General features: G+C 48.9%; 21 protein-coding genes. 14 read left to right on the top strand and 7 right to left on the bottom strand.

Translation table 11 applies throughout. The annotated features are described in order from the left end of the window. The first annotated feature begins 12 nt into the window (after positions 1 to 12). Genes XMM312_RS02790 through XMM312_RS02800 form a run of 3 tightly spaced genes read left to right on the top strand, consistent with a single transcriptional unit; the run spans position 13 to position 2,263 of the window. Entirely contained in the window at positions 13 to 825 is an 813-nt protein-coding gene (locus XMM312_RS02790; RefSeq protein ID WP_173481201.1) for a peptidoglycan DD-metalloendopeptidase family protein, read from the top strand. Positions 826 to 874: 49 nt separating this feature from the next. After that, on the top strand, positions 875 to 1,501 hold the full coding sequence (locus XMM312_RS02795) for an FKBP-type peptidyl-prolyl cis-trans isomerase (RefSeq protein ID WP_173481202.1): 627 nt from the start codon (positions 875 to 877) through the stop codon (positions 1,499 to 1,501). Between the two features lie 3 nt (positions 1,502 to 1,504). Beyond that, the gene (locus XMM312_RS02800; RefSeq protein ID WP_173481203.1) at positions 1,505 to 2,263 is read left to right on the top strand and encodes an alpha/beta fold hydrolase; all 759 of its coding nucleotides are present in this window, start codon (positions 1,505 to 1,507) and stop codon (positions 2,261 to 2,263) included. On the opposite strand, the gene bioD is transcribed toward XMM312_RS02800, so the two are convergent. Next, positions 2,252 to 2,914 carry a dethiobiotin synthase gene (gene bioD, locus XMM312_RS02805; RefSeq protein ID WP_173481204.1) on the bottom strand — a complete coding sequence of 221 codons (663 nt, stop codon included), beginning with the start codon at positions 2,912 to 2,914 and terminating at the stop codon, positions 2,252 to 2,254. The genes XMM312_RS02800 and bioD overlap by 12 nt on opposite strands. Positions 2,915 to 3,013: 99 nt before the next feature. On the opposite strand from bioD, the gene XMM312_RS02810 reads away from it, so the two are divergent. The 7 genes from XMM312_RS02810 to XMM312_RS02840 all read left to right on the top strand — a co-directional run bounded on the left by XMM312_RS02810 (position 3,014) and on the right by XMM312_RS02840 (position 9,349). Continuing rightward, positions 3,014 to 3,712, top strand: a complete 699-nt coding sequence (locus XMM312_RS02810) for a ComF family protein (protein ID WP_173481205.1) — start codon at positions 3,014 to 3,016, stop codon at positions 3,710 to 3,712. A gap of 60 nt (positions 3,713 to 3,772) precedes the next feature. Beyond that, complete coding sequence (locus XMM312_RS02815; RefSeq protein ID WP_173481206.1) at positions 3,773 to 4,588, top strand: SDR family oxidoreductase; 816 nt, start codon at positions 3,773 to 3,775, stop codon at positions 4,586 to 4,588. A gap of 4 nt (positions 4,589 to 4,592) precedes the next feature. Next, a complete protein-coding gene (tsaA, locus tag XMM312_RS02820) occupies positions 4,593 to 5,273 on the top strand; it encodes a tRNA (N6-threonylcarbamoyladenosine(37)-N6)-methyltransferase TrmO (protein WP_173488667.1) in 681 nt (226 codons plus the stop codon). 57 nt (positions 5,274 to 5,330) lie between these two features. After that, positions 5,331 to 6,293: an SLAC1 anion channel family protein gene (locus XMM312_RS02825; RefSeq protein WP_173488668.1), complete on the top strand. Its 963-nt coding sequence runs from the start codon at positions 5,331 to 5,333 to the stop codon at positions 6,291 to 6,293. Between the two features lie 67 nt (positions 6,294 to 6,360). After that, positions 6,361 to 7,665 carry a DASH family cryptochrome gene (locus XMM312_RS02830; protein WP_173488669.1) on the top strand — a complete coding sequence of 435 codons (1,305 nt, stop codon included), beginning with the start codon at positions 6,361 to 6,363 and terminating at the stop codon, positions 7,663 to 7,665. Further along, the gene (locus tag XMM312_RS02835) at positions 7,665 to 7,808 is read left to right on the top strand and encodes a DUF2256 domain-containing protein (RefSeq protein WP_173481210.1); all 144 of its coding nucleotides are present in this window, start codon (positions 7,665 to 7,667) and stop codon (positions 7,806 to 7,808) included. The genes XMM312_RS02830 and XMM312_RS02835 overlap by 1 nt, the downstream gene beginning before the upstream one ends. Further along, positions 7,805 to 9,349: a cryptochrome/photolyase family protein gene (locus tag XMM312_RS02840; RefSeq protein WP_173488670.1), complete on the top strand. Its 1,545-nt coding sequence runs from the start codon at positions 7,805 to 7,807 to the stop codon at positions 9,347 to 9,349. Before XMM312_RS02835 ends, XMM312_RS02840 begins: the two co-directional genes overlap by 4 nt. On the opposite strand, the gene purU is transcribed toward XMM312_RS02840, so the two are convergent. Continuing rightward, positions 9,350 to 10,219: a formyltetrahydrofolate deformylase gene (gene purU, locus XMM312_RS02845; RefSeq protein WP_173481212.1), complete on the bottom strand. Its 870-nt coding sequence runs from the start codon at positions 10,217 to 10,219 to the stop codon at positions 9,350 to 9,352. Between the two features lie 105 nt (positions 10,220 to 10,324). On the opposite strand from purU, the gene XMM312_RS02850 reads away from it, so the two are divergent. Then, positions 10,325 to 10,516 (top strand): hypothetical protein, encoded by a 192-nt coding sequence (locus tag XMM312_RS02850; protein WP_173481213.1) that lies wholly within the window; start codon positions 10,325 to 10,327, stop codon positions 10,514 to 10,516. A gap of 8 nt (positions 10,517 to 10,524) precedes the next feature. On the opposite strand, the gene XMM312_RS02855 is transcribed toward XMM312_RS02850, so the two are convergent. Further along, complete coding sequence (locus XMM312_RS02855; RefSeq protein ID WP_173488671.1) at positions 10,525 to 11,466, bottom strand: ketopantoate reductase family protein; 942 nt, start codon at positions 11,464 to 11,466, stop codon at positions 10,525 to 10,527. A gap of 5 nt (positions 11,467 to 11,471) precedes the next feature. After that, positions 11,472 to 12,350, bottom strand: a complete 879-nt coding sequence (locus tag XMM312_RS02860) for a LysR family transcriptional regulator (protein WP_173484364.1) — start codon at positions 12,348 to 12,350, stop codon at positions 11,472 to 11,474. Between the two features lie 111 nt (positions 12,351 to 12,461). Here XMM312_RS02860 and XMM312_RS02865 point away from each other — a divergent pair, with 111 nt between their 5' ends. Further along, positions 12,462 to 13,961: a CoA-acylating methylmalonate-semialdehyde dehydrogenase gene (locus XMM312_RS02865; RefSeq protein ID WP_173488672.1), complete on the top strand. Its 1,500-nt coding sequence runs from the start codon at positions 12,462 to 12,464 to the stop codon at positions 13,959 to 13,961. A 149-nt stretch (positions 13,962 to 14,110) separates the two neighbouring features. Beyond that, positions 14,111 to 15,286: a YbfB/YjiJ family MFS transporter gene (locus tag XMM312_RS02870; protein ID WP_371731454.1), complete on the top strand. Its 1,176-nt coding sequence runs from the start codon at positions 14,111 to 14,113 to the stop codon at positions 15,284 to 15,286. A 63-nt stretch (positions 15,287 to 15,349) separates the two neighbouring features. On the opposite strand, the gene pobA is transcribed toward XMM312_RS02870, so the two are convergent. From pobA to XMM312_RS02885, 3 genes are all read right to left on the bottom strand, one after another. Then, on the bottom strand, positions 15,350 to 16,561 hold the full coding sequence (gene pobA, locus XMM312_RS02875) for a 4-hydroxybenzoate 3-monooxygenase (protein ID WP_217362084.1): 1,212 nt from the start codon (positions 16,559 to 16,561) through the stop codon (positions 15,350 to 15,352). Between the two features lie 110 nt (positions 16,562 to 16,671). After that, positions 16,672 to 17,571, bottom strand: a complete 900-nt coding sequence (locus XMM312_RS02880) for a helix-turn-helix domain-containing protein (RefSeq protein WP_173481219.1) — start codon at positions 17,569 to 17,571, stop codon at positions 16,672 to 16,674. A gap of 4 nt (positions 17,572 to 17,575) precedes the next feature. Continuing rightward, positions 17,576 to 18,046 carry a MarR family winged helix-turn-helix transcriptional regulator gene (locus XMM312_RS02885; protein ID WP_173481220.1) on the bottom strand — a complete coding sequence of 157 codons (471 nt, stop codon included), beginning with the start codon at positions 18,044 to 18,046 and terminating at the stop codon, positions 17,576 to 17,578. 207 nt (positions 18,047 to 18,253) lie between these two features. Here XMM312_RS02885 and XMM312_RS02890 point away from each other — a divergent pair, with 207 nt between their 5' ends. Beyond that, on the top strand, positions 18,254 to 19,024 hold the full coding sequence (locus XMM312_RS02890) for a crotonase/enoyl-CoA hydratase family protein (RefSeq protein ID WP_173481221.1): 771 nt from the start codon (positions 18,254 to 18,256) through the stop codon (positions 19,022 to 19,024). Positions 19,025 to 19,029 lie beyond the last annotated feature (5 nt).

Raw genomic sequence — 19,029 nt, forward strand, 5'->3', positions numbered from 1 at the left:
AAGGGAGAGAGTATGCGATTACCCCTGTTTCTGATGACACTGTCACTGGCTCTATTCAGCCTAACTGCAAAAGCACTGCCCACAGAGTCTCGTGTACCGGGCGGTATCGCCATCGTAGACCTAGGCCTGCCCAGCAGCGAACCTGCACCTGAAGTGACGTATGACGGTTACCGAGTGATGGTTGTCGATCAAGAGGGACAGTGGACTGCCGTTGCCGGCATTAGCCTTAAGGCAACCGTTGGCAAAGCACAGGAGCTCAAATTCAGTGGCAAGACTCTAACCTTTCAATTAGACGATAAAGCCTATCCAGAACAGCGTTTGAAGATTAAGCAGCGTAAATACGTCGAACCCGACCCCAAACAGGTTGCACGTTGGAAACGAGAGTCGGCTGAGCAAAAGAGCGCCTACAAACTGTTTACCAAAAACGAAGACCCAATACTGACTTTGGCTATGCCTGCTGAAGGCCCCTACTCCAGCGCCTTTGGACTTAAACGTTTTTTCAATGATCAGCCTCGTGCACCCCACTCTGGACTGGACATTGCTGCACCCGATCGATCACCGATTAAAGCAGCGGCTAAAGGCAAAGTAACCGCCGTAGGAGATTACTTCTTCAATGGCAATACCGTGATCATCGACCATGGCCATGGCCTATCCACCATGTACTGCCACATGAGCAAAATTGACGTTAAAGTCGGTGATCAAGTCGATCTGGGACAACAGATCGGTCTGGTAGGTGCCACCGGACGAGTGACGGGACCCCACCTACACTGGGGCGTGAGTCTGAATAACCAACGCGTAGACCCACTGCTATTCGTTCAACAGTAACGAATATGTTACCCTGCGCGCCGTTCTTAAACGAAACATTTGGATAATCATGAGCGACATTACATTAGAAACAATTGAACAGCGCGCCAGCTACGGCATTGGTCGTCAGATGGGTGACCAACTGGCACAAAACGGTTTTGACGGCGTAGACATCAACGCAGTTGCCTTTGGCCTTAAAGCCTCTTTCGCCGGCGAAGCGATGCACGTAGAACCAGAAGATCTACAAGCGGCATTCAACGAGCTGACTGAACGCCTACGCGCTAAACAAGAAGCAGAAGCCAAAGAGAAAGCGGCTGCTGGCCAACAGTTCCTAGACGACAACGCAAAGCGTGATGAAGTAACGGTGACTGAATCGGGTCTGCAATACGAAATCCTATCAGCAGGTGATGCGGATGCTGAAAAGCCAACAACGGCTAACAAAGTACGCGTTCACTACCACGGCACATTCACAGACGGTTCTGTCTTCGACAGCTCTGTCGAGCGCGGTCAACCGATCGAATTCCCCGTAACAGGTGTAATCGCAGGTTGGACTGAAGCCCTTCAGTTGATGCCTAAAGGCTCTAAATGGCGCCTATTTATCCCTTACAACCTAGCCTACGGTGCGCAAGGTTCTCCGGGCGGCATCCCTCCTTACTCAACGCTTCTATTTGACGTTGAGCTACTGGACGTTCTGTAAGCGATGAGCTTGCACTTTCATCGAAGCGGTTCTGGTGAACCGCTTTTGATGTTACACGGCCTATTCGGCAGCTGGGAAAATCTTGGCGGTCCCATCAAAGCACTGCAACAGCAGTTTGATGTCATCGCTCCCGACATGCTGAACCATGGCCGCTCTCCTCAGGTTGATCAGTTTAACTACAGCACCTTTGCAGACTCCGTCCTGGCACTGGCCGACCAACTTGGGTTGCAGCAATTTAATCTATTGGGGCACTCTATGGGCGGAAAGATCGCCATGGAGCTGGCACTGAATAATCCCGAACGAGTCTCACGATTAATCGTGGTTGATATTGCTCCCGTGCAATACCCTCACCACCACACCGATGTGTTCAAAGGGCTAAAACAGGTCCCACTGAACGAGATCAAAAGCCGAACCGAGGCTGATCAACACCTAAGTCATCACATTGACAATGCTAGTATTCGAGCGTTTCTTCTGAAGAACCTCTATCGCACAGAGGCTGGGTTTGATTGGCGAATGAACATAGAGGCACTTGAGCGCGAGTATGATCAGATCGCCAGCCCAATGAGTGAGGGGGAATACCTAGGCCCAACTCTTTTCATCAAAGGCAGCGAATCAGACTACATCAAGCCTGAATACCAAAACGAGGTGGTTAAACGCTTCCCCAAAGTTCAACTCAGAATCATCGAGGGGACTGGGCACTGGCCACACGCAGAGAAGCCTGCGCTTTTTACAAAGATTGTTGAGCGGTTTTTACAGTCCTAGTGGCGCCCAATCCAACCGATCTGACTCACCCCCTTCGCTAGCGAGAGAACCTAAATAAGGCGCTGGAACCACTCTGCGCAACCACTCGATTGCTCGTTCATCAGAGTCACACTGAGTCTGTGACACGACCCAGCCGGCCAAAGCGAGACCATCACGACGAATCGCTTCGACGGTTAACAAGGTCTGATTGATCGCATTCTCATTCAGATTGACGACCAATATCACTGAAAAGCCAAGCGCCTGTGCGACGCTAGCCATCGACTCACGATCATTGATGGGCGCCCGCCATCCACTGACTCCCTCGACCAATGCCAGGTTGACCGAACGCATCAGTGCACCGCTCATGTAGGCTTTAATTCGATCAGCACTCATTCTAACGTCCGCCATCTCAGCAGCAATGTGTGGCGAAGCATTTGCGGCTAGCGAGAAAGGATTCACCTGAAGATAGGAGAGCTCAATGGAGGAGCACGCCATTAAATTCAGCGCCTCTTGGCTCTTTAACTCTCCATCCACTTCACTGCAGCCAGTCGCAACGGGCTTAAGACCCAGAGAGCTAAACCCTTTCTGATTAGCCTGCTTTAAAAGCGCACAACTGAATTCATTGACGGGTGAAGAGACCTCAGTGCCCGTCACAAAAAAACGCTGCTTCATACCGCGCACTGCCCCTTTCAGATTAAGTTTGAGCGACTATTTTACAGAGTTAAAAACGCTGACTAAACTAAATTTATCATAGGCAAGGAGGCCAGACTGATGTTTCAGATAGAGTCGATCGTTGAGTGGCTATTTGACTCAGCAAAATGTCCATTATGCAGACTAAGCAAACCGTTCAATGAGCCACTCTGTTTGGGTTGCTTTGCAGACCTTGCTAAAAACAGCACCCCCTGCCAGGTCTGCGCTTACCCTCTTAATCAACCAGACGAATCCTGCCCAGACTGCTATGGCGAGTGGTTTCATTTTGATACCGCACAATCACCACTGATCTACCAGTTCCCCATGCGAGAGCTATTCCAGAAGATCAAACAGGGAAAGAATCCAGAGCCCCTTTTCTGGATGAGCCAGCTGCTGGCAAAGCAGATCGATCTCTCTCGATTCGGCACCCAACCCACACTGATACCGATACCCAGTCACCCAATCGATTGTGCACTGCGTGGCTTTAATCAAGCGGAGATCATTGCCCAACATTTGAGTCGCTATTTAAAGCTCCCCCTTGATCGACAATCCCTTCAAAAAAAGCGTCGAACAGACCATCAAGCCTCACTCAATCGTGCAGAACGTAAAACCAATTTAGGTTCGACCTTCTACTGCAATCAGCCAGCGCCCAGTCACGTCCTATTGATCGATGATATTCATACCACCGGGACCACCTTTGACCGAGCATCTGAAGCACTCAAAGCAGCGGGTACGGTTTACATTGAAGCGATTAGTATTTGTAGAACGCCAGGACGATAAGACTTTTCACAAACCTTTCTTAACAGTATGGTGATGTCAGTATCAAACTAGGACAGATTGATGAACCGTATCGATGGAAAAGTAGCAATCATTACAGGCAGCACTCAAGGCTTGGGCGCAGCCATCGCACACCAATTTGCCCAAGCAGGCGCAGCAGGAATTGTTATCACCGGCCGCAACCAGATCAGAGGCAAACAGGTCTCTTCAGAGATCGCGGAACAGTATGGCATTAAAACCCATTTTGTTGCGGCTGAACTCGATCAAATAGACCAGGTTCGCAACATTGTGGCCGAGACCGATCAGCAGTTTGGACGGGTTGATCTATTGGTGAATGCGGCAGGATTAACGGATAGAGGCAACCTACTGACGACCTCTCCAGAACTGTTCGATCAAATGTTCGCCATCAACACAAAGGCGCCCTTCTTTCTCATGCAAGAGAGTGTCAAAGTGATGATTCGCGAGAAGATCAAAGGAGCCATCATCAACATTGGATCGATGTCAGAACATGCCGGACAACCTTTTCTATCCCCCTACTGCGCATCAAAAGGTGCCTTGGCGACACTCACCAGAAACTCTGGCTATGCCCTGTTAAGAAACCAAATTCGCGTCAATCAGCTCGATATAGGCTGGATGAACTCTGATCACGAGCGAGAGCTGATCGCTCAAGAGACGGGGGATGATTCATTTATTGATCGGAAAGCAGCCACCCTTCCGGCAGGCAGAATTCTTCAGACTGATGAGGTCGCTAAAGCGGTGCTATGGATGGCTTCAGAGGACAGCGGCATGATGACGGGATCCGTCATTCAGTTCGATCAAACCATTTGGGGGGCCTACGATGACGCTGCCGTTCCTGATAGACCGATTGAAGAGATGTAACTGAATGCACAGTATTGAACCGATCGGTTTCATCAAAACACCATTCAAAGAGAAGTTTGGCGCACCGCGCCAGCCTGGCCTTGCGCCCTCCGCGCAAGCTGTATTGGAGCTAGTCTCACCCTACAACGACCCTGATGCCGTTAGGGGGTTAGAGCACTGCTCTCACGTTTGGCTGATTTTTCAGTTCAGTGAGAACCTGAATGCCGGCTGGAAGCCTTTAACTCGACCACCCCGCCTAGGTGGCAACGAGAAGCTAGGCGTGTTTGCCACACGCAGCACACATCGCCCCAACGCCATGGGGTTATCGGTTGTGAAACTCGACTCAATCAATACAAACCAAGGGGTTCACCTGAATCTGTCCGGTATCGACCTTGTCGATGGCACTCCGGTCTTTGATATCAAACCCTACATCCCCTACTCCGACGCGCTGCCAGATGCCGTTTACCCCGGCATGGAACAGCCCGAACCCTTGCAACAACCTATTCAATTTTCTGAACAGGCCTTAGAGGTTATCGCTAAAGAGCCACAACTATCGACACTCATTGAAGAGGTTCTAAGGCAAGACCCTAGACCCGCCTTTCACTCTGATGAGACACGTATTTACGGAATCAGTTTGGAGCGCTTCAACATTCAGTTTTCGATCAGTAGAGATGCCATAGAGGTGATAGCAATTGATCAATCTTAATGTTGCCATTAAGGTTAGCCCTTATATTAGATCCATCTAATTTCACAGGATTAAACAATGAATGATGTGACATCTCGTCTAGCCCATATGCCGGTGGCTCTGTTCGCAACGGTAATGGGAATGGGTGGCTTAACCCTCGCTTGGAAAAAAGCCTCTGAGGTTCTAGGTATTACTAACCTTGTGTGGCAAGTACTGTTAGTGATTACGGCCGTTCTATTAGCAACACTGGCAATCAGCTACCTATTAAAGATGCGCCGTCATGCTCATCAGGTGATTGCCGAGTTTAATCACCCCATCAAAATCAGCTTCTTCCCTGCTTTTTCCATCGGTTTAATGCTGATCGCGGTCGCATTAGCGGAGATCATGGCACCTCTGGCAACGGCCGTATGGTGGATGGGTGCTTCAATCCAACTGATCTTGACGCTCTATTTGATGAATCAATGGATACACCACGCTCGCTGGCAGGTACAACATACCACCCCGGCTTGGTTCATCCCGATTGTGGGCAACATCATTGCACCCATTGGCGGGGTTACGCTGGGCTTTACCGAGGTCAGCTGGTTCTTCTTTGCGATCGGAATAGTCTACTGGATTGTGTTAAAGGTATTAGTTTTTAACCGCATCATTTTTCACGAGCCACTCCCAGAGAAGTTACTGCCGACACTGTTTATCATGATCGCGCCGCCCGCGGTCGGATTTATTGCCTATTTGAAGCTCAATCAGGGCGTTGTCGATAACTTTGCACACATCCTCTACTACGCGGCGATGTTCTTGGTTCTGCTACTTGTGTCGCAGCTTCCACGTTTTGCAAGAATCCCCTTCTTTGTCTCTTGGTGGGCCTACTCTTTCCCAATTGCCGCCTTCACCATTGGCACACTGATCATGTTTGAGCAGAGCCAGACTCTCTTCTTCCAAACATTGAGCCACCTGATGCTGACACTGGTCTCTATTTTGCTAACGGTGTTGATTGTCAAAACGGTCAAAGCGGCTATCAAAGGATCTATTTTCCAACCCGATTGATTCCAGTCACTCCGTGCTCTAAAGCCCAGAGCAGTGCGTATCAAAGATTCAACCATAGGATCGCCCCATGTATCGACACACACTGCTCTGGTTCACCAACAACTTACGCCTTGATGACAACACCGTCTTTAATAAAGCCCGTAACAGCGAACAGCTAACCTGTCTCTTCATCCAACACCCCAGGGATAAGCGCACCAATCGATTTGGTTTCAAAGGAATCGGTAAGCATCGCCAACAGTTTTTAAACCAAGCACTGTCAAGCTTGCACAGCAAACTTAGCCTGCTGAACCAGGCGTTAGAAGTGATTGAAAGCGATTACGTCGAAGCGTTAAGCCAGGTCATTTTACGTGATCAAGTCGAGCATTTAGTCACCTCTCGACACACTGGCAGCTATGAGCAGAGCGCTCTTAAAGAGATCGCATCACGCTTTCCGCACCTAGTGATAACAGTGTTAGAGACGCACACTCTTTACGGTGAGCGACAACTTCCCTTTGCCCTAGCGGAACTGCCGGATAGCTTCACCCCCTTTAGAAAGAAGATAGAGTCGATCGAGGTTGATGCCCGTATTGCTGAACCTGACAGCCTACCTCCTCTCGGCGATAAACAGGGTTCCACATTCAACATTGATTGCTCTAGCGAGAATGCCTTCAACGGTTCTGAGCAGAGCGCGTTAGACCATCTCGAACACTATTTCTCCAGTGATCTACCCGCCACCTACAAGGAGACTAGGAATGGTCTGGATGAGTGGGCGTGCTCGACTAAATTCAGTCCCTGGTTAGCGCTAGGGGTATTGTCACCCAAGCGCATCATTGAGAGGCTGAATCGTTATGAGGAAGATGTGGTTGCAAATGACTCGACCTACTGGATATTTTTTGAACTGCTGTGGCGTGACTATTTCCAGTGGTATGCCCACAAGTGGGGCAACAAGATCTATCACCAGACTGGGCCATTTAATCGTAAGCCCTTAACCTCTTTCTACCCAGAACGAATGAAGTCCTGGATTGAAGGCACCACCCCCTACCCAATCGTCAACGCTGCCATGCGTCAGTTGAAAGCAACGGGTTATCAATCCAATCGCGCCAGACAGCTGGTGGCGAGCTGCTTAGTGCATGAGCTTGGCATTGACTGGCGTTACGGTGCGGCCTACTTTGAAGAGGCGCTGATCGATTTTGATCTGGCCAGTAATTGGGGGAACTGGCAGTACTTAGGTGGAGTTGGTGCAGACCCGCGCGGCCATCGACAATTCAATCTGGCGAAGCAGACACAAACCTATGACCCTGAGGGGCTATTTATACAGCGTTGGGGCGGTGAAGAGATGATGCTGCCAATCGATCGTGTCGACTACCACGACTGGCCCATCGAGATGAAATAATGCACCACAAACTCAATCTACCAAGCAAAATCTGTGAGCAGTGCCAAAAGCCCTTCAACTGGCGCAAAAAGTGGGAGCGCGATTGGGAGCAGGTGAAGTACTGCTCGGAGCGCTGTCGACGCGAGGCTAAGCAACAGCGATGAGCACCCTTAGACTGGTACTCGGCGACCAACTCAACGCCAAACACAGCTGGTTTCGTGACAAATCAGACGAAGTTACCTACCTCATTGCTGAACTGCACCAAGAGCAGAACTACGTTAAACACCATCTGCAAAAGATCACCGCTTTTTTTATGGCGATGCAGCGCTTTGCCGAGGCTCTTAAAAGCGCTGGTCATCAGGTCATTCATTTAACGCTTGATGAGACCGCCGATTTTGAATCCCTAGACTCATTGATCAACCATTTGATCAAACGCCACGGTTTTACACAGATTGAGTATCAGCGACCTGATGAGATACGTCTTCTTGAACAGTGTCGCAACCTATCACTACCAGAAGGGACCGGTCTGCGTGAGTTCGACACCGAGCACTTCCTACTGCCATTTGAAGCGATCAGCAAAGAGTTTAAACCTAATACTGGACACCGTATGGAGGCCTTCTACCGGCGCATGCGGGTTAAACATGGCTACCTTATGCAGGGCAAAGAGCCCGAGGGCGGACGTTGGAATTACGATACCGAGAACCAAAAAGCGTTTAAAAAAGCGGATCTTGAGGATATACCAGAACCCCTGGTGTTTGCTCACAACACAGAAGAGATTCGACAACGCTTGCATCGACACGGCATCAACTACTTTGGTGAGATGGGCAAACAGCTCGTCTGGCCAACAACTCGAAGTGAAGCGTTGGAGTTACTGGAGTTTTTCTGCACTCACTGCCTTCCTCTGTTTGGAAAATTTCAGGATGCGATGACGGCGAACTCGGAGCACAAATGGAGTCTCTACCATTCACGAATCTCCTTCGCTCTGAACTGTAAAATGATCTCACCGGCACAGGTGATTGAGCGAGCCATTCAAGCATACCGCGAGCAACCCGAACGTATCGATCTTGCTCAGATAGAGGGCTTTGTCAGGCAGATTCTAGGTTGGCGCGAGTTTGTTCGTGGCATCTACTGGATCAATCTACCTGAATACCCCAGCATGAATGCCCTGAATGCAGATAGGCATCTCCCCGACTTTTTCTGGGATGGTAAGACCAAAATGAACTGCATGCACCAGTGCATTGATCAGTCACTGGAGTACGCCTACGCGCACCACATTCAGCGACTGATGGTTATAGGGAACTTCTGTTTAATGGCTGGCATTGATCCTAAACAGGTTGATGCCTGGTATCTAGGCATCTACATCGACGCCATTGAGTGGGTAGAGATGCCCAACACCCTCGGTATGAGTCAGTTTGCCGACGGCGGCTTGCTAGCTTCCAAACCCTATTCAGGATCAGGCCAGTACATCAATCGAATGAGCGACTACTGCAAAGGGTGTCACTACGATGTGAAACAACGCTCGGGGGATAACAGCTGCCCATTCAATAGCCTCTATTGGCACTTCCAACATCGCCACGCCAGCCGTTTCAGCAACAACCCACGCACCGCGATGGTCTATCGTAACTGGGATAAAAAGCCTGAAGAGGAGAAAACAGAGATTCTGCAAACAGCCGAGCACTATTTGCAGAACCTAAATGCGTTGTAACTAAGAGAGAACGACCGTTTTAAGGCCATTCACAAAGACGCGCTGTTCGGTGTGAGCACGAACGGCTTTGGATAACGCCAGATTCTCCATGTTACGACCCATATCTCGCAAGTCATCAGGGCCAAAACTGTGATCAACACGACCCACCTCTTGTTCGATGATCGGACCTTCATCAAGATCAGAAGTAACATAGTGAGCGGTCGCACCAATCTGTTTCACACCGCGATCATAGGCTTGGAAATAGGGTCTAGCGCCCTTGAAGCCTGGCAAGAATGAGTGGTGTATATTGATGCACTGCCCTGCCAACGCCGAACAGAGCTCTGGCGACAGAATCTGCATGTATCGAGCCAGTATCACCAACTCAGAACCTGTCTCTTTGAACGCTTGCAGAATGCGCTTTTCACGAGCAGCTTTGGTCTCAAGTTTTGTCTCCAGGGTAGGCAACAACTCGAAATCTAAGCCGTAGAAATTGGCGACAGGCTCAAGGTCTGGGTGGTTAGACAGAATGCCTGTCACTTCGATATTGAGCTCACCACGTTTCTGCTGGTAGAGCAGCTCCATCAGACAGTGATCGTGTTGCGAAACCAGTATCAGAGTTTTCATGGGCGCTTTAGCGCTGCGCCACTGAGCGTTCATCTCTAACGCATCCGCAACTTCACGATTAAACTCGTCGGCTATCAGGTCTAAATCCAATGGCGTGTGAGTAGTAAACTCTAAACGGCTGAAAAAACGACCCGACACCTCGTCATCAAACTGCTTCATTTCGACAATGAAAAAATCACGATTCGCTAAAAAAGTAGTGATTGCGGCCACCAATCCAGTACGGCCGGGACACTCAACCTTGAGTGTGTAATGATGTGACGTAGACACGCTGTTTCCTAATAGTGCAGTTCGAACTCAATTAGCTCGAATATCTAATATGCGTTTAGAATAAACGCTTCATTTTTATATGCAATCCACCTGAGGATACAAATTGTGATTCGCGACGATGACCTAGCTTTTTTCAAACCCAAAGCTCGCCGCTACGGTACTGTCATATTTACAGGACTTTGGGCTGCAGCCGAGTGGTTCTTTTGGGGTGCTGCCCCATTCTGGTCAATACTCGCTACGGGTCTGTTTGGATACACCTACTGGCGATTGATTCACACCTATCCTAAAGAGTTGTAGCCACTCAGTTACTTCACTCCTGACCAGAACTCAGATGAAATCTGGCGTGCAAATATGAGTGCCGTCATTAGCTCATTTTTGGGAACCGAAACACCCAACCGCTTCGCTTGTTCAACAACAAATCCATTCAACGAATCGACCTCTGTTAAGCGGCCCGCCCGCACGTCCTGCAACATAGAGGGCTGATGAAAGCGGTGTTCGGCACAAGCGAAGTTGATTAGGTTATGCAGCGCCTCTGTATCCACAGTCACATTCATTGCGTTCGCGACGCTGACAGCCTCATCGGCCAACGCGTGAGCTTCCCGCTTCAACGCCTTAGTGTCATTAACAATACCCGGGCCGGCATCAGTTAAAGCACAAACTCCGTTCATAGCGACATTGAAACAGGCCTTCTGCCAGATCTTGTTCAAAGGCTGATCGACATTGGCAGCGGTAATACCCGCCTCTGTTAATATTTTCTCCAACTCAATCGCTGCAGAAAGCGCATGCTGATCATTGGGATTGAGTGGGCCAAACCAAGTATCGCTAAACCCGTGCGAGCGAACAAAGCCAGGCTCAACCTGAGTTGCGGGAATCATCGTAACGCCATGAATCACAGACTGTTTAACATGTTCAGCGATTCGCAGACCATTACCCAAACCGTTTTGAAGCGTTACTATGATCGATGAAGGTGATAGTTTTGGTTCAATGGCCTTGATAGCCTCTACACTTTGGTAGGTTTTAGTGAACAGCAGTACAAAACGAGCATCGCACGCGTGCTCTAACTGCACCGCACTTGGGTGAACAACAAAGGTATCATCACTGGTTTCAACTTTGAGCCCCTGAGCGTTTACCACTTCAGCATTACTGCTTGAGCGATTGACCAGTTGTACACTGTAACCCGCCTCAGCAATGCACCCACCGACATATGCACCCAGTGCGCCAGCTCCTAAAATCATCACATCATTCATAGACACTACTCAGCTTTTAGTCCCTTCATAAATTCGAGGGTAGCACCGATTCGAGGTACCTTCTCGGTACTCTGGTGATATACAAGATAAAACTCTCTTTGTACCTCAATCTCAGGGGTCAAACGTACCAGTTGATCACTCTCTCTTAGTAGAAACCGGTGCAGCATACCGATACCTAAACCAGCTTTAACTGCTTCAACCTGACCAATAGGAGAGTAGATTGCTGTTTGTGATTGCCACTGAGGCCATACAGAGCGAGGTGTATTGAGTTTGTCCGAAAAAAGAAGGTCTTCCACATAACCGATCAAACGATGCTCCGATAAATCCTCAATAGAGTCCGGCATACCGTATTGATCAATATATTGTTGAGATGCATAGAGACCAAGGCTATAGCTACCTATGCAGATAGAGTCCAGCTTGGGTTCGGTTGGTTTACCCACCATCACCGCAATATCGGCTTCACGCCTTGATAACGAAAAGCCGCGTGACTGAGGAACAATTTCTATATTTAGATCTGGGTTATCCTGAAGAAAAGATGACAACTGCGGTGTCAGCACGCGCAGCGCAAACCCCTCTGGCGCTGCGACACGCACAGTGCCACTGACGGAGCTGCTATCACTACCAAAGATTTCGCCGGCTGCTTCTATTTCGGCCTCTGCACGCTCGAGGTAATGCATCAAACGCACGCCTTCGTCGGTCAGTTTCAGTCCTTTACTCAGGCGGATAAAGAGCGGAGTTCCAGTCCTCTGTTGCAAATAAGAGAGGTGACGAGACAGTGTAATCGTCGAGATATTTAGGCTCTCAGCCGCCTTTCCCATCTGCCCTGCCCTAGCAACGGCAAGAAAGTAACGAGCATCTTCCCAGTTAAATGTTGAACTGCGCATAACCCACCCAATTGATCTATCAATTTTGATATATCATACATTAATTATTTTATATTGTTACAACAAATATGATGATGTCTAATAACTCCATACCAATAAAGGAGAAGTTCTATGTCTATCGTAGGTAACTACATCGGCGGCCAGCACGTCGCTTCAAACTCAGGTCGTACAGCACCTGTCTACAACCCTGCGACTGGCGCACAAACTAAAGAGGTTGCGCTTTCAACTGCAGATGAGACTCGTGCAGCGATTGCCAATGCACAAGAAGCTTTTAAAACTTGGAGCAAAGTGACTCCACTTCAGCGCGCTCGCGTCATGTTTAAGTTTAAAGAGCTAGTAGAAGCTAACGCTGATGAACTTGCTGAGCTAATTACTTCTGAGCACGGTAAAGTCTTCTCTGACGCGAAAGGCGAACTAACTCGTGGTCTTGAAGTTGTTGAGTTTGCTTGTGGTATCCCTCACCTTCAGAAAGGCGAGCACAGCCTAAACGTTGGCCGTGGCGTAGACAGCTACAGTCAGATGATGCCTATGGGTGTGTGTGCGGGTATCAGCCCATTCAACTTCCCAGCAATGGTTCCAATGTGGATGTTCCCAGTAGCAATTGCCTGCGGTAACACCTTCGTAATGAAGCCATCTGAGAAAGATCCATCAACGACTATGCGTCTAGCAGAGCTGCTTAAAGAGGCGGGCCTACCAGATGGTGTATTCAACATCGTAAACGGTGACAAAGAGGCAGTAGACGTTCTTCTTACAGATGAAGCAGTTCAGGCAGTAAGCTTCGTAGGCTCTACGCCAATCGCTGAGTACATCTACTCAACAGCGAGTGCACACGGCAAACGTGTTCAGGCTCTTGGCGGTGCTAAGAACCACATGATCGTAATGCCAGATGCTGAGCCATCACAGGTTGTTAGCTCTCTAATGGGTGCTGCATACGGTTCTGCAGGCGAGCGCTGTATGGCTATCTCTGTAGCTGTATGTGTGGGCGACGCAGTTGCTGATCACCTAATCAAAGATATGACTGCAGAGATCGAGAAGATGTCTGTAGGCAACGGTATGTCTTCACCAGAGCCACACATGGGCCCTCTAGTTAGCCGTGTTCACGCTGACAAAGTATTGGGTTACATCGATTCAGGTGTAGAAGAAGGAGCAACGCTTGTCGTTGACGGCCGTAACTTCAAAGTGGTTGATCATGACAACGGCTACTTTGTTGGCCCAACTCTTTTCGATAACGTTAAGCCTGGCATGCGCATCTATAACGAAGAGATCTTTGGTCCTGTGCTTTCGGTTGTTCGTGTTAACAGCTATGAAGAGGCACTGAACCTAATCAACGAACACGAATACGGTAACGGCACGGCTATCTTCACACGTGACGGTGACACGGCTCGTAACTTCTGTGAAAACGTACAAGTAGGCATGGTCGGTGTAAACGTGCCAATCCCAGTACCAATGGCATTCCACAGCTTCGGTGGCTGGAAACGTTCGCTATTCGGTCCACTGCACATGCACGGTCCAGACGGCGTTCGCTTTTACACTCGCATGAAGACAATCACAGCTCGCTGGCCAACCGGTCTAAGTGCTGGTCCAGAGTTCACAATGCCAACAATGAAGTAATCTTCATTGAGCAACAAAAAGACGACCCTTGGGTCGTCTTTTTCTATTGAACCGACATTCCGCATCTTAAAATCGATGCACTAAAGGTTTAATACATTTATCTACTTTTTCGCATTAGAGTGATCGATCACCTTTAGGAATTGAGCATTGTGAGCAGCACAGATTCAAACAGACATTTAATCATTGAGCGCAACAAAGTTATCTTTGCTGGCATCTGTTCAATGATCCTGACGGTTGGCATAGCTCGATTCGCTTACACACCTCTGCTACCGCAAATGCTAGAGCAGACAGATCTCTCAAAGTTAGTGGGAGGCTGGTTAGCAACCTACAACTACATCGGCTATTTAGTCGGAGCTATCTTAGCGGCGAATATCAAAGAGCTGTCAGCAAAACTTCATCTCTACCGTTTTTATCTAATTCTTGCGACGGTCACTACGTATGGTACTGGCCTTACAGAGGATCACCTGCTCTGGTCAATACTCAGATTTCTCTCTGGCATCTCCAGTACCGCGGGGCTGCTGCTCGCCTCTGGACTGGTCATAAACTGGTTGCGCGCCAATCATTTCAAGCCACAATTAGGGGTCCATTTCATCGGCATGGGTATCGGTATTGTCTTTACCGGTTTGATCACAGCCCTATTTTCGGCCGATCTAAGCTGGGATCAACAGTGGCAAGACCTTGCATTGATGGGCGCTGTGTTTCTAATTCCAGCTTGGCTCTGGATGCCCTACCCACCTAAATTTGAAGCAGGTACGTCAAATCAAACTGAAGAGCCTGATTCACGGTTTATGAACCTACTGATCGCCACCTATTTCTGTGCCGGTGTTGGTTACGTGATCAGTGCCACGTTCATTATCGATATTTTACAAAACACACCCCAGTTAGCAGGCAAAGGTGGTTGGGTGTGGGTCATCGTGGGGCTTTGTGCGGCGCCGTCGGCACTGATCTGGGACAAGGTAGCTAACCGCATTGGACAGATACAAGCCCTGCAATTGGCCTACATCATTCAAATCATTTCGTTTATCTTGCCGCTTGTGACCGACCAAAGTTTGGCCAGTTTCATTGCCGCCGCTTGTTGGGGAGGCACCTTTGCCGGAATCGTCAGCTTAACGCTGGCCATTGTCGGACGCGCATTCCCCTACAACCCAGCGAAAGCGATGGCAAAACTGACCATCAGCTTTGGGGTTGCTCAGATCGTTGCACCGATTTTTGCCGGTTACGTTGCAGACCTATCTGGCTCCTACCTTGGAGCACTTCTTGGAGCATTGGTTGTGATGATTGCAGGCATGCTGTTCCTGCATAAGATTGGCTATAACCTGAAGTGAATGACCAAATAAAAACGCCAGGCTGCAACTAAGCAGCCTGGCGTTTTTAGCAGATGCGTAAAATTACTCTTTTACATCTTCGTAAGGAAGACCTACATACTGCTCGGCAATAACACGACGACCATTTTCGTAGTTCATGAAGTAGCTGAGCTCAGAATCCATAAAGCGCTGACGCATTTCTGGATCAGTACCTGCATCGCTAACTTCGTCACCAAAGTCGTGAAGCATGTTAGTCATCATCCAGCTGAAACGTTCACCGTGCCAAACGCGGCGCAGTGCGATTTCAGAGTACTGATCAATGTATTTACGATCACCCGTTTCATAAACTTTAGTCAGAATCTTGTATAGCGTTGCCACATCAGAAGCAGCCAGGTTAAGACCTTTAGCGCCTGTTGGCGGTACGATGTGTGCCGCATCACCGACTAGGAAAAGATTGCCGTACTGCATTGGCTCACAAACAAATGAACGGAGCGGTGCAATAGACTTCTCAAGTGCTGGTCCAGTAGTAACATTGTCAGCCGCCTCTTTAGGTAGGCGCTTTTTAAGCTCTTCCCAGAACGCTTCATCAGACCAATCTTCAACCTTGTCAGTCAAAGGTACCTGAATGTAGTAACGTGAACGAGTTGGTGAGCGCTGTGATGCTAGGGCAAAGCCACGCTCTGATTTCGCATAAATAAGCTCATCGTGACATGGAGGCACATCAGCCAGTAGACCTAACCAACCGAATGGGTAGACACGCTCGTGCTCAGTACGTACATCTTCAGGAATCGTTTGACGTGAAACGCCGTGGAAGCCATCACAACCCGCGATGAAGTCACACTCAAGACGGTACTCTTCTCCACCGTGAGTGAATGTCACATAAGGATTATCACTCTTCACATCATGTGGCTGAACATCCGATGCTTCATAGTAAGTATCCAAGCCTTCAGTTGCTTCACGAGCAGCCATTAGGTCTTCAGTAATATCGACCTGACCGTAACAGACAACGACGTCACCGCCTGTCAAACCTTTAAGGTCGATACGATGATTTTCACCATTTACTGCAATGACGACACCTTCATGAACGTGACCACACTTGTCCATGTTTTCAGCAACACCGGCTTCACGGACTAGATCTGCAAAGCCCTGCTCAAGGATACCTGCGCGGATACGACCCAATACGTAATCACCCGTTACACGTTCAAGTATGACGTTAGAGATCCCTTTCTTGTGTAACAGTTGTCCTAACAACAGACCCGAAGGGCCGCCACCAATGATCGCTACTTGTGTCTTCAATGTTTTCATTATTCTGCTCTCGAGATGATTCAAAATCGTTCAAACATAATGGACCGACGGCTCTGCTCCCAACAGGGCCATTAACGATCATTAATAGTACTTTTCCGATCTTAATTAGAGTCGTAGTTATGAGAACTACGGTAGACAGCAGGGGTTTGATCAGTGAGTTTCTTGAAGAAACGCGAGAAGTAGGCAGGATCTTTAAAGCCCAGATCAAAGGCTAACTCTTCGACACTACCACGGGTGAACACCAGACGGCGCTTGGCTTCCAACAGCAATCGCTCTTGCACCATCGCCTTGGCGGTTTTACCCACCTCCTGTTTACAGAGGCGGTTAAGATGATCAGCAGAGATACCGATAAACGACGCATACTGCTCTACCGACAGGTGGTCATAGAGGTGTTGTTCGATCAGTTTTCGGTATCGTATTACCGGTTTGGCGGCTTGAAGTGATGGCGCGCTATCAGCATCAGTGACTAGCAAACGGCGCAGCTGCATCAACGTCGCTCGGGCTAACCATTCCGAGACCAATGAGTGCCCCATATCGACAGAGGCCAGTTCCCGCTCGATCATGCCTAAGTAACCCTGAATCTCCTGAACAATGCGCTCTTGACCGACTAGAGAGATCACCGATGCACCAGCAAACAGGGAACCAAAATAGGGTTCACAACGCTCATAGGACTCGTTGGTCAACAGCGGTTCTGCCAATGTCAGCACGACACCCTCAGTTTCGGGCGAGAATCGAAAGCCATGTACAACACCGGCAGGCAATGAAATCGCAAAGGGGCCTGTCAAAGAGTGATTATGATCATCGATAGTGACGTCAGCCATGCCATCAAAGACAAAAATGATTTGGAACATTCGTCCATGTCGGTGTGGTTGAATAGACCAACCATTATCGCGACTGCGACTGGCTATGTTCTCAACATGCACAAACACCGGATCATCAATATTGGATTCACCGTAGAGCCCAAACTGGGGAATGGGATTCATGCTCGTTGAGGCGGTCATGCTTTTACTGAGCCTCAGCTCGATTCGATAAACGAGTCAGCATATCGACCAGTAGTTCGCGCTCTGAATCTTGTAACGGCTCATAGAAGGCCTCTTCGTTAGCCTGCACCTTCTTCTCTGCCGCTTGGTACCACTCGTTGCCATGCTCAGTCATTCTGAGCGCATAGGATCGTCTGTCATTCTCGGCAGCACAACGCTCTAGCAGATTCATTTTTTCTAGCTTATCGATCGCTGCGACCATAGCCGAACGGTCAGTACCAAGGGTATTCGCCACTGCGGTCTGCGTCAGGCCAGGGTTGCGGTAAACAATTTCCAACACTGAAAACAGACCTGGACTGATGCCTAACTCAGCACAACCTTTGGAAAACCCATTAAAGGCAGCAAGCTGAGCACGACGCAGGTGGTAACCTAGGGAGCTCCCCAATAGGCCAAGATCCACATCTAATTCATTTTTACGTTTTGAACGACTCGCCATTCTTTACCCTTAACACTAATACAGCAGCTATAAAGCACTTAAAAAGATAGGGATATTGTAAACACACTTTGTACTTAAATTAAAATTGTTTAGTTACTAAACAGTTTTAGACCAAAGCATATTGCTGAGCCCTTTAATTGTTTATATGATAAACAAATATCAGACAGACACTGTGCTTCATAGCACCCAAACAAAATGAGGCTTCTTATGAGCAACTACACTTACATCCAGTTCACTGTTGAAGACGGCATCGGCCACCTACACCTTAACCGTCCTGAGAAGAAAAACGCGATCAACGACGAACTGTGTCTTGAGATCGAACAGGTATTTATCACCATGCCTGAAGATGTACGTGTCGTGATTTTCTCGGGTGCTGGCCCAGAGTTCTGTTCAGGTCTTGATCTTGCGGAACACAAAGCACGCCAAGGCCTAGATGTTGTTAAGCACTCAAACATGTGGCACCGCACCTTTGGACATATTCAAAACTCAGGCCTTCCAGTAATTGCCGCTATGCAGGGTGCTGTTATCGGTGGTGGCCTTGAGCTAGCAACCTGTGCACACGTTCGTGTTTCTGAAAAAGGCACTTACTACCGCCTACCAGAAGGCCGCCACGGTATCTTCGTGGGTGGTGGTGCATCACGTAACGTTGCACGCGTTATCGGTGCCGGCCGCATGACTGAGATGATGCTAACGGGTCGTGATGTCGACGCTGAGGAGGGCTACCGCCTAGGCCTATCACACTACGTTGTTGAAAATGGCCAGTCACTGGAGAAAGCAAAAGAGCTAGCAGCACACATTGCCACCAACTCACCCTACTCAAACTGGGCTATGACAACAGGCCTTCGTCACATCGACAGCATGTCTCATGACGACGGCATGTACACTGAGTCTCTACTTTGCGGTATTACACAGACTCACCCAGACGTTGTTGCTCGTCTAGAGAAATTCCTAAACCGTAAAAAACAGCCACAGCAGTAAGCGGC

The organism is Marinobacterium sp. xm-m-312, from assembly GCF_013283295.1.
Lineage (GTDB): Bacteria > Pseudomonadota > Gammaproteobacteria > Pseudomonadales > Balneatricaceae > Marinobacterium_E.